6 protein-coding genes are annotated in these 15,053 nt (G+C 61.6%); 5 read left to right on the top strand and 1 reads right to left on the bottom strand.

Annotated features, from left to right (window positions below; genetic code table 11):
• The first annotated feature begins 234 nt into the window (after window positions 1–234).
• On the top strand, window positions 235–3,318 hold the full coding sequence (locus VC212_RS11325) for a TonB-dependent receptor (protein ID WP_311238336.1): 3,084 nt from the start codon (window positions 235–237) through the stop codon (window positions 3,316–3,318).
• A gap of 102 nt (window positions 3,319–3,420) precedes the next feature.
• Here VC212_RS11325 and VC212_RS11320 read toward each other — a convergent pair whose 3' ends face one another.
• Window positions 3,421–5,016 carry an NAD(P)/FAD-dependent oxidoreductase gene (locus VC212_RS11320; RefSeq protein WP_323514954.1) on the bottom strand — a complete coding sequence of 532 codons (1,596 nt, stop codon included), beginning with the start codon at window positions 5,014–5,016 and terminating at the stop codon, window positions 3,421–3,423.
• Between the two features lie 367 nt (window positions 5,017–5,383).
• On the opposite strand from VC212_RS11320, the gene VC212_RS11315 reads away from it, so the two are divergent.
• The 4 genes from VC212_RS11315 to VC212_RS11300 all read left to right on the top strand — a co-directional run bounded on the left by VC212_RS11315 (window position 5,384) and on the right by VC212_RS11300 (window position 14,589).
• Entirely contained in the window at window positions 5,384–7,486 is a 2,103-nt protein-coding gene (locus VC212_RS11315; RefSeq protein WP_323514991.1) for a M13-type metalloendopeptidase, read from the top strand.
• Window positions 7,487–7,790: 304 nt separating this feature from the next.
• Window positions 7,791–9,893 carry a M13 family metallopeptidase gene (locus VC212_RS11310; RefSeq protein ID WP_323514955.1) on the top strand — a complete coding sequence of 701 codons (2,103 nt, stop codon included), beginning with the start codon at window positions 7,791–7,793 and terminating at the stop codon, window positions 9,891–9,893.
• A gap of 394 nt (window positions 9,894–10,287) precedes the next feature.
• A complete protein-coding gene (locus VC212_RS11305; RefSeq protein ID WP_323514957.1) occupies window positions 10,288–12,390 on the top strand; it encodes a M13 family metallopeptidase in 2,103 nt (700 codons plus the stop codon).
• A 186-nt stretch (window positions 12,391–12,576) separates the two neighbouring features.
• Window positions 12,577–14,589: a M13 family metallopeptidase gene (locus VC212_RS11300; RefSeq protein WP_323514958.1), complete on the top strand. Its 2,013-nt coding sequence runs from the start codon at window positions 12,577–12,579 to the stop codon at window positions 14,587–14,589.
• The last annotated feature ends 464 nt before the right edge of the window (window positions 14,590–15,053 follow it).

Genomic DNA, 15,053 nt, shown 5'->3' with positions numbered 1-15,053 from the left:
CTGTATCGAATGTAACCACTGAAACCATCTTGTTGTTGAGGTTGTTTCTTTGCATGTGTCGCACGGCTTGAATGTGTGCCGAATTCCTCACTTCGGATGCGGATCCCGCCTATTTCATTAATAAATCGTTTCAACTGCTTGCGCTGCAAAGCAGACATTCATTACGTTCGGGTTAAGGCCATCTGACTCCCCGATGACCGTCCCTTATCCGCACTCCCAGTTGAAAGGTCAGGAATGAGCAATCAGTTTCGTCGCCAAGTCCTCAAGCGCACCGCTCTCGCCGTCGTGCTCGGTGCTTGCCTAACCAACGGCGCGGTCTACGCGCAGAGCACCACCGGCAGCATCTACGGCAGCGCTCCCTCCGAAGCCGGCAGCACGATCGTTGTGCAGAGCGACACCGGCCTGAGCCGCACCATCACCATCGACGCAAACGGCCGCTACAACCTCGGCTCGCTGCCGGTTGGCGCCTACACCGTCACCCTGAAGCGCGGCGACCAAGTCGTCGATACCCGCAAGAATGTGCAGCTGCGCGTCGGCTCGGGCACCGAAGTGTCGTTTGCAGGCGCCAGCGCCGCAGGCAACGCCGATGCGACCACGCTTGGCGCGATCACGGTCACTGCCGCCAACGCACCGAAGATCGATGTCAGTTCGACCAGTTCGCGTTCGGTGATCACCTCCGAGCAGCTGGCCACCCTGCCGCTGGGACGCAGCGCAGAAGCGATTGCGTTGTTGGCACCGGGTGCGGTGTCCGGCGCAGGTGCATTCAATAACGGCTCGCGTTCTGTCGTGTCGTTCGGCGGCTCCGGCGTCACCGAAAATGCGTACTACATCAACGGCTTCAATGTCAGCAATCCACTCAGCAACTTGGGTGGCGTCAGCCTTCCCTATGGCGCCATCGACCAGCAGGAAACCTACACCGGCGGCTACAGCGCAAAGTACGGTCGCTCGACTGGCGGCGTGATCAATCAGTTGGGCAAGCGCGGTACGAATGAATGGCACTTCGGCGTGCAAACAGTTTGGGAGCCGGATTCGCTGGCCAGTTCACGTGGCGATGTTTGGTATCCAAACAGGGCTCTTCCTGATGGATACGAATACGACACCCCTGACCAACCCGGAACCCTGTATCGCGCGGGCAAGGACAATAAGCAGACTCGCACTGTCTATAGCGCGTATGCAGGCGGCCCCCTGATCGAAGACCGGCTCTTCATCTTCGTGGCCGGTGAAACGGAAAAGGTCGACGGTGTAGGAACGAATGCAAGCAATGCGAGCATTCAAGCGCGCAATAATTACGAATATAGCACTCCAAAGTTTTACGGAAAGCTGGACTGGAATATCAACGACAGTAATATCCTGGAATACACGCGCGTTCAGAACACTGATCGCCGCAGCGGCTACTACACCTCCTTCGATTATGACGGCGAAGTGAGTGGTGAGCGCACTGGAACCTTTCCTGACACATTCAAAATCAAAGATAGTTATGACATCGTCAAGTACACAAGTTACTTGACTGACGATCTGACCTTGAACGCTACTTGGGGACGCAGCACGCAGCATAATCAGCAATTCAACCCCGCTGTTTCTGACCTGCCATTCCTGGGCAGCGTCACCAGCCAGAATCCCGCATTTAACGGCGGCACGCCGATCCGCAACAATCAAACGACCAACCGCGCGAAGGCCGACGATCCGATTAACAAGACGCGCAGCCTGCGTCTGGAGCTCAATTATCGATTGGGCGATCACGACATCACCGCAGGCGTTGACAACATGTACTTCAACGCTTATGACGAAGGCGTACGTACCACAGGCCCCGGCTACCAATGGATCTATGGACGTGCTCTGACAGAGCAGACACCAGTGCGCCCCGGGCTTGGAGTCGGTCCGGCCGGACCTGGCTCAAACGGCTTTTACGCCCAACAGCGCATTTTCACGACCACCACAAGCATGGCCGTGGAGCAAAAAGCGTATTACTTGGAAGATCGCTGGCAAGTTAACGATAACTGGCTGGTGACGCTGGGTATCCGCAATGATCAGTTCACCAACTTCAACAGCGATCACGTCGCTTACGTAGATAGCGGTGACCAGTGGGCTCCGCGTGTGGGAGCGAGCTGGGATGTGTTTGGTGATTCATCGTTGAAGATATTCGCCAATCTCGGCCGTTACTATCTGGCACTTCCTAATAGCGTGGCCATCCGTGGCGCATCGGCTTCGACCTACACCGATCAATACTTCACCTATACTGGCATCGACGCCAACGGCGAACCAACTGGCTTGACGCCGTTCGGGCCTGGCCCGGTATCGGCCAATGGCGAATTTGGTCAAGCACCCAACCCAGGGGCATTTGCTCCAAGCGATTTGAAGTCGCAGTACCAGGACGAGTTGATTCTCGGCTTTGAAAAGACCATTGGCGAAAGCTGGAACTCCGGCGCTAAGGTAACTTATCGGAAGCTGGAAGCTGCAATCGACGACGTCTGCGACATGCACAACGATGACTACACTGCACGTGGCGACTTGAAGCTCGCGTCACAAGGAATCGACCCCAGGACCATCGATATCCCTTATTGCGTAATTTTCAATCCGGGTAAGACCAACACCTACAATCTCGCAAATCTCGACGGCTCGGGTTTCACCCAGCTGCAGATGTCCCAATCGGACTGGGGCTTCACTGACAAGGCCAAGCGTAGTTACGTTGCGGTTGACCTTTTCTTGGAACACCCGTTTGATGAGAAATGGTATGGCCGCATTGATTACACTTGGTCGCGCAGCTATGGCAATACCGAAGGCCAAGTCAAGTCCGACATCGGCCAATCTGACGTTTCCAAAACGCAGGACTGGGATGCTGCGGCACTGATGTATTACGCGGGCGGTAGTCTGGCGAACGATCGTCGCCATCAACTGAAAGCGTTCGGCGCCTACCAGATCACGCCAGAATGGATGGCGTCAGCCACCCTGCGTGTTATGTCAGGCACCCCCGTTTCTTGCCTTGGCTATTTCAATGACCCAGAAAATCCGGATCCGATCAGCTATGGATCGGCGTATCACTATTGCGGCGGCCAGCCCTCGCGACCTGGTGATGCCGGCCGGACCCCCTGGATTAAGAACATGGACTTGGGTGTGACATATCGCCCCTCGTTCGCCGATCATAAACTGGCCGTTGGCTTGCAAGTGTTCAACGTGTTCAATGATCGTTCGGTCACGCGCATCGATGGTGTTTATGAGACCGATCCCGGTCTGGTTTCAAACACATATGGCATCGGCCTGGAAAACTATAGCTACAACACGCCACGATACTTTCGCCTGTCGGCCTCTTACGACTTCTAACCGCGCAAGTGTCCCGGAGCACCATGTGGTGCTCCGGGATAAGTTAAATATCTCAAAGGCTCCGATTTCCGGGGCCTTTTTCTTGCAGCCTTACCCAGGATCTCATCCCCCCAAAATCACCCGCGCAGCATTATGTCCAGGCGCCCCTGTCACTCCGCCACCAGGGTGTGTTCCCGCGCCGCACAGATATAAACCCGGAACCGCACCGCGATAGGCACCCTGCCCCAGCATCGGGCGTGCGCTGAACAGTTGGTTGAGGCTGAGCGCGCCGTGGAAGATGTCGCCGTCAATCAGCCCAAAGATACGTTCTAGATCCAGTGGACTCAGCACCTGGCGGCCCAGGATCGATGCGGTAAATCCCGGTGCGTAGCGCTCCACGGTGGCGATCATCAGATCGGCGACTTCGTCACGATGGTCGTCCCAGTGGCGGCCATCTGGCAATGTGGGTGCAACGTGCTGACAGAACAGGCTGGCCACATGCTGGCCAGGCGGTGCCAGCGAGTCGTCCAGCGTGCTGGGTATCAGCAATTCGACCACCGGTTCGCGCGACCATCCCAAGGCGCGTGCGTCCTGCCAGGCGCGGTCCATGTAGTCCAGATTCGGCGCCAGGATGATACCGGCCGTGAGATGGTCGCCGGCACCGGGCAATGCAGTGAAATCGGGAAGACGCGACAGTGCAACATTCATGCGGAACGTGCCGGATCCGCAGCGGTAATGGACGATGCGTTCGCGTGTGGCTTCCGGCACGTCCTCGGCTCGCATCAAACGCTGGTAGAGCAACTTCGGGTTGACGTTCGCAACCACGGCACGCGCGCGGAGCGTTTCGCCATCGGCCGTCACCACGCCCACCGCATGCCCCTGCTCCACCAACACCCGATTCACCGCACAGCCGGTGCGAATCTGCGCGCCGTATTCGCGCGCACTGGCGGCCATCGCCTGGGTGATGGCGCCCATGCCGCCGATCGCGTGGCCCCAGGCGCCTTTGACGCCGTTGCTTTGCCCGAACACGTGATGCAACAACACGTACGCCGTGCCCGGTGTGTACGGGCTGGCGTAATTGCCGACGATGCCGTCGAAGCCGAATAACGCCTTGATCGGTGCGCTTTCGAACCAGCGATCCAGATACTCGGCGGCCGAAATCGTAAATAGATCAAGCAGGTCTTGTCGCAACGCAAGCGTTAAGTCCTGCAGCTGTAGCCCCACTTTGCCCGCGCGCCACAGCTGCGGCAACGCCTGCAACCATCCGCCCTCGGTCACATTCGGCGGCGCCTGCAATGCCAATGCGCGCAACACGTCGGCCAATCGCTCCAGGTGCGCTTCGTACGCTGGCAGTGCAGCTGCATCGCGCACGGAGAACTTGGCGATTTCTTCAGCGGTGCGCCCCGCGCCAGCCAGCAGATACTCGCCATTGGGCTGCGGCAAAAAATTATTGATGCGGCGCGCAACCACGCGCAACCCATGCCGTTCCAACGCGAGATCGGCGATGACCTTGGGCTGCAACAACGACACTGTGTAGGACGCGACCGAGTTGCGGAACCCCGGGTGGAACTCTTCGGTAACAGCTGCGCCGCCAACGACATCGCGCGCTTCCAGTACCAGCACGCGTTTGCCGGCCCGGGCCAGATACGCAGCGCATACCAGGCCATTATGGCCGGCGCCGATGATCAAAGCGTCCAACGGTTGGGAAGCGGTAGGCATGCAGCCGTATATAGCACCGCTTGCGCAGCCGGACCATTCGAGCAATGGCGGCTGCCTCGATCGCTATGCGCTGTCCGCTCACCTCCATAGACATCGACGACCAGGCCAAGCGACCACGAGTGTGGTCCGGAGCCGCGGCGCGTGGAACGCGCCAGCACCGGACTGCCGCTGGGTGCAGCCCGGTGCGCACGCAGCGGCACGCAAGCGCAAGCGCACCCGAACCCGCGTTTCTACACACCCCGCATCCATGACCTTCGACACCATGCCTGTCGGCTGGCGAGGCGTAGAGTGCCGGCCACGGCCCCGTGACGGGGCTTCCCAATCGACTGTCGCTCCTGGAGCCTTTGTGATTCGAACACCTCATCTATTGACGCTGACCCTGGCCGTAGCGGCCGCGCTGAGCGGTTGCAAGAAGTCCGACGACGCCGCGCCTGCGGCCCCGGCTGGCGATACTGCAGCGGCCGCCCCCGCCGCGCCCAAGACGCTGACCCTGGACCAGAGCAAGCTGCCGGCGGTGAACCAATTCACCGCGGCCGATCTGGATCCCAATGGCAACGCCTGTACAGATCTGAACGCCTACGCAAACGCCAAGTTCCTGGCCGCCAATCCGGTGCCGGGCGACCGCACCAGCTGGGGCGCGTTCGAAATGCTCGACGAGCGCTCCAACGCAATCCAGCAGCAGCTGGCCGAACAGGCCGCGGCCGACACCGGCGCCACCGGTGTGGAAAAGATCGTCGGCGACCTGTGGTCGACCGGTATGGACGAAGCCAAGATCAACGCCCAGGGCATCGAGCCGCTGAAACCGCAGCTGGGCGCCATCGACGCCATCAGCGACCAGGCCAAGCTGGTCGACTATCTGCGCAGCAGCGCCGCCAAGGGCGACAACGCACTCTTCAGCTTCGGCGCCGAAGCCGATTTCAAGAAGTCCAGCCAGAACATCGCCTACGCCATGCAGGGCGGCCTGGGCCTGCCGGACCCGGAGTACTACACCAGCGCCGGCAACAAGGCCAAGCTGGAGGCATACCAGGCGCACATCGCCAAGGTGCTGGAGCTGTCCGGCGTCGCGGCAGCCGATGCCACCGCGCAGGCCAAACAGGTGGTCGCGTTCGAAACCCGCCTGGCCAAGGTCTCCAAGACCAGCACGCAGATGTCGCGCGACGCCTCGCTGGCCTATAACCCGATCTCCCCGGCCGATGCCGACAAGCTGACCCCGAACTGGTCGTGGACCGAGTTCTTCAAGTCGCAGGGCGTGGCCACGCCGGAGATGTTCTCGCTGGCGATCCCGGCCTTCCATCAGGAAGTGAGCAAGATGATCGCCGACACCGACCCGGCGATCTGGCGCGCGTACTTGCGCTTCCACACCGTCGATAGCGCGTCGCCGTTCCTGAGCCAGCCGTTCGTCGATGAGAACTTCGCGTTCTACAACAAGACCCTGCGCGGCCAGAAGGAAATCAAGCCGCGCTGGAAGCGCGTGCTGGCCACCATCAACGGCCAGGCCGGCGAAACGCTGGGCCAGATGTACGTCAAGGTCGCCTTCCCGGCCGATTCCAAGGCCAAGATGGAAACCCTGGTGACCAACCTGCGCACCGCATTGAAGGCGCGCATCGAGAAGCTGGACTGGATGAGTCCGGAGACCAAGGCCAAGGCGATCGCCAAGTGGGAAAGCTTCACGCCCAAGATCGGCTTCCCGGACAAGTGGCGCGAGTGGAACGGCCTTGCCACCAGTCGCGATAGCTACCTGGGCAACGTGCTGGCCGCGCAGGAATTCAACTACAAGTGGAACCTGTCCAAGGTCGGCAAGCCGGTGGACAAGACCGAATGGGGCATGAGCCCGCAGACGGTCAACGCCTATTACAACCCGCTGCAGAACGAGATCGTGTTCCCGGCCGCCATCCTGCAGCCGCCGTTCTTCGACCCGAATGCACCGGAGGAAATGAACTACGGTGGTATCGGCGCGGTGATCGGGCATGAAATGACGCACGGTTACGACGACCAGGGCAGCCGCTTCGGTGCCGACGGCAACTTCATCCCCGATCCGGGTTGGTGGACGCAAAAGGATCTGGATGCGTTCAAGGGCCGCACCGGCAAGCTTGTCGCGCAGTTCGACGGCTACCGCACGCCGGCTGGCGACAAGGTCAAGGGCGACCTGACCCTGGGCGAAAACATCGCAGACCTGGGCGGCCTCAACACCGCTTACGACGCCATGAAGACCGCCACCGCCGGCAAGGACGACCCCAAGACCGACGGCATTACCCGCGACCAGCGCTTCTTCCTCAACTGGGCCACGGTGTGGCGTCGCAACTTCACCCCGGAAGAACTGGTGGTGCGGTTGAAGACCGACCCGCACGCGCCGGCCAACTTCCGCGCCATCGGTGCACCGTCGAACATGCCGGCATTTGCCGCCGCGTTCTCGTGCAAGGCAGGCGATGCGATGGTGCGTCAGGGCGATCAGCAGGTCGTGATCTGGTAATTGCGCACGCGTGGTAAATCAGGCGGGCGGCGATCGAAAGATCGTCGCCCGTTTTTTTGATTCTGTCGCTTTTTCTTTTGCCTGGTAGGTGAATCACGCCGGCCAGCCACATGCATTGCGACCGACAACAGCTCAACCAATCGCTTCAAGCATCCGACCGCCGCCCTCGCGGCACACTGCACGCGGCTGGACCTGCATCCATTACGGTATCGGCGCATAAGCCTCAACAAAGCTCAACGTGTACGCAGGCAGGGCCGCGCCCGCTTATGCTCGGCGTTCCTCGTTCCTTACACGGCCGACGTTCATGCCATTGCTCAAGACTTCCACGCTCGCCGTTGCACTGGTTGTGGCCCTGGCAGGCTGCAAGCGCAACGCTGAAGACATCGGCACGCCGGCAAACACCGCACCCCAGACATCTGCGACTGCCCCTGCTACCCCGGCAACGCCTGCGTTCGACATCAGCGAACTCGGCCCAGCAGCCAGCGCCTGTCAGAACCTTGACGAATTCGTCAACGGCAGCTGGGCAAGCACCAATCCGATTCCGCCCGATCACACCAGCTGGGGCGTGGACGAAATCCTGTCCGAAAAAAGCAAAGCCATTCAGCGCAACATTGTTGAAACTGCCGCCGCCCAGCCGGGCGAACATCCAACGTCGCTGGAGCAGAAAATCGGCACGCTCTATGCGGCCGGCATGGACGAAGCCGCCATCGAAGCAGCTGGCGCCCAGCCGATCCAGCCACAACTGGGCGCCATTGCCGCATTGACGTCCGGCAAGGATGTCGCCGGTTACATCATCAGCCGTCATGGCGAAGGCGATGCGCAGGTGTTCGCATTCGGTGCGGGTGCGGACTTCCACAATGCCGCGATCCAAATCGCCTTTACGCAGGAAGGCGGTCTTGGCCTGCCGACCAAGGACTATTACACCGACGCAGAACACGCGCCCATCCGCGCGGCCTATCTTGCCTATATCGCCAAGTCGTTCGAGCTCACCGGCAGCACCGCCGATGCCGCCAAGACGCAGGCGAAGGATGTACTGGCACTTGAAACGCGCCTGGCCGCCGCATCGCTGGCACCGGTGGACGCACGCGAACCCAAGAACCAGTACCACCTGCTCAGCATCGCCGAGGCTGACAAGCTCACACCGCATTTTTCCTGGAAGGATTTCTTCGCCGCCCAGGGTGTGGACGCCGGCAGCGGATTCTCGCTGGCACAGCCGCGCTTTTTTGCTGCGTTCGACCACGAGCTGGCCAGCGCGCCCGTTGCGCAGTGGCAAGCCTACCTGCGCTTCCACGCCATCGATGGCGCCTCCCCGCGACTCAGCAAGGTCTTTGTCGACAACCAGTTTGCCTTCTATGACAAGACCCTGTCCGGGCAGCCGGAACAGCCGCCGCGCTGGAAGCAAGTCCTGCACGCGGTCAATGGCGCAATGGGCGAAGGCGTGGGTCAACTCTACGTCGCCAAGGTGTTTACGCCCGAGGCCAAACAGCGCGCCGGCGAGCTGGTGGACAACGTCCGTGCCGCGCTCAAGACGCGCATCGAGAACGTCGACTGGATGAGCGCGGAGACCAAGGCCAAGGCCATCGCCAAGTGGAACACCTTCCTGCCCAAGATCGGCTATCCGGATACCTGGCGTGACTGGTCCGGGTTGGAGATCGTCCCCGGCGCGTATTACCGCAATCTGCAGGCAGCGGCCAAGTTCAACTATCGCTACGACATCGCGCAGATCGGTAAGCCGACTGACCGCACACGTTGGCAGATGACCCCGCAGACGGTTAACGCGTACTACGACCCTGCCACCAATTCGATTAATTTCCCGGCGGGAATCCTGCAGCCGCCGTATTTCGACGCCGCCGCAGACGATGCATTGAACTATGGCGGCATTGGCGCGGTGATCGGTCACGAGGCCAGCCATGGGTTCGACGACGAGGGCAGCCAGTTCGATGGTGCAGGCAACAACGTCAACTGGTGGACGGCCGAGGATCGACGCAAGTTCGAGCAGCGCAGCGCGCAGTTGGTCAAACAGTTCGATGCCTATACCCCACTGCCGAAACACCCGACGCTGCACGTCAACGGCAAGCTCACCCTGGGCGAAAACATCGCCGACCTGGGCGGCACCAATGTGGCCTACGACGCGCTGCAGACCGCCCTGCATCAGCATCCCGAGCGGGCAAAGGCGATCGACGGCTACAGTGCCGAGCAACGTTTCTTTCTGGCTTTTGCGCGCAGCTGGCGTCAACGCGTGCGCGAGCAACAGCAGATGGTCGCCCTGGCCTCGGATCCGCACGCGCCAAGCATGCTGCGCGCCATCGCCTCTCCCGCCAACATGCCGCAATTCGCCACCGCCTTCGCCTGCAAGCCGGGCAATGCGATGGTGCGGCCCGACAAGGACCGCGTGGTGATCTGGTAAGCGCGGCTGCAAGCGCTCCGCTGCTGGACCCACTGCATAGGCCCGCTCACGCGGGCCTATCGCATTCGTGGCAAACGGCCGGTACCGATGACAGACGACAGCGCGCATCTGTCTGTGCAGCAAGCTGTCTTGATCACCCTGCGCCTTTGGTTGGCCACTCTTGTTCTCGATGCCGCCATTGGCACGTTGGCCTTCGCTCCTCATTGGGTTGCCGTTTTTTTGCGGGTATCGGCCAGTGCCGCCAGGTACCGCCAGCCCTGCACTCCTCCCACCAGGTACGCTGCAGCCGCTGCGTGAACCGCGGCTGCCAGCCAAGCCTCAACAAAGCTCACCGCATGCGCCCGCAAGGCCGTGCCCGCTTACGCTAAGTGCTCTTTCACCCGACTGAGCTTCCATGTCACCGATCAAGACCTCCACGCTCGCTCTGGCACTGGTTGTGGCCTTGGCGGGCTGCAAGCGCGAAGCCGACGACAGCAGCAAGCCGGCGCAACCGGCTGCGCCGACGCGCGCATCGGCAACCGCCGCCACAACGAAGCCCTCGTTCGACATCAACGAGCTGGACACGGCAACAAGCGCTTGCCAGAACCTGGATACGTTCGTCAACGCCAAATGGGCCAAAGCCAATCCGATTCCAGCCGACCGCACCAGCTGGGGCATGTTCGACGCACTAACGGAAAAGAGCCTGATCACGCAGCGAGAGATCGTTGAAAGCGCCGCGAAGCAGGCAGACAAGCAAACCGACCCGCTTGCACGCAAACTTGGTCTGCTCTACGCCACGGGGATGGACGAAGCCGCCATCGAAGCGGCGGGAGACCAGCCGATCCGTCCGCAGCTGAAAGCCATTGAAGCGCTGAAATCCGCCAAGGATGTCGCCAGCTACATCACCAGCCGCTATGCGGAGGGCGATGGCAATGTCTTCGAGTTCGGCGCGAGCGCGGATTTCCACAAGGCAGACCAGCAAATCGCCTTTGCCAGCGAAGGTGGCCTGGGCCTGCCGACCAAGGACTACTACACCTCCGCCGAATACGCTCCCATCCGTACGGCCTATCTGGCCTACATCGCCAAGTCGTTCGAACTCACCGGTAGCGATGCCGACGCGGCCAAGGCGCAAGCCAAGGACGTGATGGCACTGGAATCGCGACTGGCTGCCGCCTCGCTTACCCCAACCGATGCACGCCAACCCAAGAACCAATACCACTTCGTCAGCGTTGCCGAGGCGAACAAGCTCACCCCGCACTTTTCATGGAAAGACTTCTTCGCCGCGCAAGGCGTGGATGTCGGCGCAGGCTTCTCGCTATCGCAACCGCGCTTCTTCGCGGCGTTCGACCAGCAATTGGCCAGTGCGCCGATCGCACAGTGGCAGGCCTACCTGCGCTTCCATACCATCGACGCGGCATCCAGACAGCTCAGCAAGGCATTCGTCGACAACAACTTCGCCTTCTATGGCAAGGCCCTGTCCGGACAACTGGAGCAACGCCCACGTTGGAAACGCGTGCTGCGCGCAGTCGACGGAGCCATGGGCGAAGGCCTTGGCCAACTCTATGTCGCCAAAGTGTTCACGCCCGAAGCCAAGCAACGCGCAACCGAATTGGTCGACAACGTGCGTGCAGCGCTCAAGACGCGCATCGAAAACGTCGACTGGATGAGCAACGAAACCAAAACAAAGGCGCTTGCAAAGTGGGAGGCCTTCCTGCCCAAGATCGGCTATCCGGACACCTGGCGTGACTGGTCGGGGCTGGAGATCGTTCCCGGTGCCTACTACCGCAATCTTCAAGCCGCTGCCAAGTTCAATTATCACTACGATATCGCCCAGATCGGCAAACCCACCGATCGCAAGCGTTGGTCGATGCCTCCGCAGACGGTCAATGCGTACTACAGCACAAGTACCAACACCATCAATTTCCCGGCCGGCATCCTGCAACCGCCGTTCTTCGATGCCAACGCCGACGACGCCCTGAACTACGGCGCCATCGGCGCGATCATCGGGCACGAAGCCACGCATGGCTTCGACGATCAGGGCAGCCAGTTCGATGGCGCGGGCAACAACGTCAATTGGTGGACTGCGCAGGATCGCAAGGCATTTGAGCAACGTGCAGACGGCTTGGTGAAGCAGTTCGATGCCTATGTTCCCTTGCCCAGCCACCCCAACATGCATGTCAACGGCAGACTCACCCTGGGCGAAAATATTGCCGACCTGGGCGGTATCAACATTGCCTACGACGCGCTGCAGACCGCGCTGCGTCAGCACCCCGAGGGCGTTGCGACTATTGACGGGTACAGCCCCGAGCAGCGGTTTTTCCTGGGCTTTGCGCGCAACTGGCGTGGACTCACACGCGAGCAGCAACAGCTGGTCTACCTCGCGAGCGACCCCCACTCACCCGACAATCTGCGGGCCATCGCCGCACCTTCGAACATGCCGCAGTTCGCCGCCGCGTTTGCGTGCAAACCTGGCGACGCAATGGTGCGGGCTGAGAAAGACCGCGTGGTGATCTGGTAGGCGCTGCGCTAGTCACTACCTGCAAACGCTTCCAACACGATAGCTACACGCACAGGCCCGCACTCGCGGGCCTGTCGCATTCATGCAAACGGCCGGTACCGATGACGAACGGCGGCGGGCGCCCGCCTGTGCGAGGCGCAGCCTTGCTAAACTTCGCCGACTTTACTCTGGCCACCCTTCTTCTCGATGCCCACCATTCGCCCGCTTGCCCTCGCTCTTGGCTTCAGCCTGATCACGCTGCTGTCCGCCCCCGACGCCGACGCCGCTCGCAAGAAGAAGGCAGCTCCCAAGGCCCCGGCCGTGTCTGCGGCCTGCACCAATTTCTACGACTACGCCAACGCCAGCTGGCTCAAGGCCAACCCGGTGCCGCAGGCCGGCGCCGTGACCGCGCTGGGCCAGCTGTCCGAGCGTGCCCTGCAGCAGCAGCGCGAGCTGCTGGACGCGTCGATGAAGACGCCGCAGGGCAACGTGCAGAAGCTGCTGGGCGACTTCTGGGCCAGTGGCCTGGATGAGGCGGCGGTGGAGAAGGACGGTTCCAATCCGATCGCTCCCTTGCTGTCGCGCATCGACGCAATCAAGAAGGCCAAGGATGTGCCCGCTTCGATCGCCGCGCTGCATCAGGTCGGTATCCCGGTCGGCTTCAACTTCGGCCCGGACGTGGACCTGAAGGCGCTCGACCGCCACATCGGCTATTTCATGCAAGGCGGCATGGGCCTGCCGGACCCGGCCTTCTACACCCGCACCGATGCCGATACCCAGGCGCTGATGGGCCGCTACCGCGCCTACGTCAAGCAGATCCTGGCGCTGACCGGCACCCCGGCCGACAAGCTCGACGCCGATGCCGCCTCCGTGCTGCAGATCGAAACCGCTTTGGCGCGTAGCGCGCAGTCGGTGCAGGGCATCAACAACCCGTTTAACAACTACGCGCCGATCGCCACCAAGGAACTGACCAAGCAGTACAAGAACCTGCGCCTGGCCGACTTCCTGGAAGCGCAGGGCGTCAAGGACGACCTGGTGTCGATGGCCGACCCGGCGATGTTCAAGCAGCTCGACAGCATGATCGTCAGCATCAAGCCGGAGCAGTGGAAGGCCTACCTGCGCTGGCGCGTGGGCGATGCGATGGCGCCGTACCTGTCCAAGAGCTTCCACGATGCCGAGTACCAGTTCCGCGGCCGTCTGCTGCGCGGTGATGCGATGCCGCCGCAGCGCTGGCAGCAGGTGCTGGACGCCATCAACGTGGCCGCCGGCCCGATGCTGGGTCGCGAATACGTCGCGCGCTACCTGAGCAGCGACACCCGCCGCCAGGCCGAGGCCATTGCCGACCAGGTGCGCGATGCACAGCTGGCCGCGCTGGAGCGTACCGGCTGGGGCAATGGCGAAGCCGTCGCCGAAGCCAAGGCCAAGCTGGCCGCGATGAAGATCGAAGTCGGCGCGCCGCGACGCGATCTGGACTACACCGTGCAACCGATGGGCCGCGGCAGCTTCGGCGGCAACATGCTGATCGCCTCGACCTGGCGTCACCGCGAGGAAATGAAGCGCATCGGCAAGGGCAACGCGGACCGTCGCTGGGACGTGCTGCCGCAGCAGCCGGCAGTGGCCTACGACATCGCGCAGAACCGCCTGATCGTCACCGCTGCGGTGTTGCAGGCACCGGTGCTGACCACCGGCGGCACACCGGCGGCCCAGTACGGCGCCTACGGTGCGCTGGTCGCGCACGAACTCACCCGCGCGATCGATGCCAAGGGCTCGCTGGTCGACGCCAAGGGCGAGCTGCGCAGCTGGTGGACACCTGCCGAAAAGAGCGGCTGGACCGAGCTGACCGGCAAGGTAGCCAACCAGTTCGCCGCCTACCCGTACCCGGGCGTGCCCAACGTCAAGGTCAACGGCGCGCAGACCGCCGAAGAGAACCTGGCCGATCTGGCCGGCGTCGAACTGGCCTGGCAGGCCTTCAGCAAGGCGCAACCGGCAGCCACCGAGGCCGACAAGCAGGCGTTCTTCACTGCCTGGGCCGGCCTGTGGGCACAGCAGTTGTCGCCGAACGAAGCGGTGCAGCGCGCAAGCGCCGACATCCGCGCACCGGGCCAGTGGCGCACCAACGGCCCGCTGTCCAACCTGCCGGAGTTCGGTGCAGCCTTCACCTGCAAGGCAGGCCAGCCGATGCAACGCGTGGACGCAGAGCAGATCAAGATCTGGCGCTGAGTCCCGATACGATCGGCAATACAGATCGGCAATAAAAAAGAGCGCGGATTCCCGCGCTCTTTTTTTGTTTTGGGCATTCGTGCCGGAAAGTGCTTGCTCTGCTTTTCCTGCTTACTCTGCTTTTCCTGCTTACTCTGCTTTTCCTGCTTACTCTGTTTTTGCGCTTGCTCTGCTTTTCCGCTTGATCCGCTTTGGATTGATTTGCGTTTTGCTCAAACCGTCGTTGCTTGATCTGCTTTTCGCCTGATCTGCTTTTCGCCTGATCTGCCTATCGCCTGATCTGCCTATCGCCGGATCTGCCTTTCGCCTGATCCGCTTTTAGCTCGACTCGCCTTCCGCTAGATCCGCTTTCTGCCTAGCCAAGCCTCTCTCCGGACCTGCATTTCAGCCAACTCGTTGCCTAATCCGCTGGTCGCTAGATCCACGATTGCCTTATCTACTTCCGCCGCGACAAGCCGTCCGCC

It is taken from the genome of Xanthomonas sp. WHRI 8932A (assembly GCF_035012785.1).
GTDB lineage: Bacteria > Pseudomonadota > Gammaproteobacteria > Xanthomonadales > Xanthomonadaceae > Xanthomonas.
The sequence above is the reverse complement of the archived record's forward strand: the minus strand, read 5'-3'. Positions and strand labels throughout refer to the sequence as shown.

Excerpts from the sequence above, each read along its gene's own strand:
- VC212_RS11325 (WP_311238336.1), top strand. The coding sequence starts at position 235 with ATGAGCAATCAGTTTCGTCGCCAAGTCCTCAAGCGCACCGCTCTCGCC.
- VC212_RS11320 (WP_323514954.1), bottom strand. The coding sequence starts at position 5,016 with ATGCCTACCGCTTCCCAACCGTTGGACGCTTTGATCATCGGCGCCGGC.
- VC212_RS11310 (WP_323514955.1), top strand. The coding sequence starts at position 7,791 with ATGCCATTGCTCAAGACTTCCACGCTCGCCGTTGCACTGGTTGTGGCC.
- VC212_RS11305 (WP_323514957.1), top strand. The coding sequence starts at position 10,288 with ATGTCACCGATCAAGACCTCCACGCTCGCTCTGGCACTGGTTGTGGCC.
- VC212_RS11300 (WP_323514958.1), top strand. The coding sequence starts at position 12,577 with ATGCCCACCATTCGCCCGCTTGCCCTCGCTCTTGGCTTCAGCCTGATC.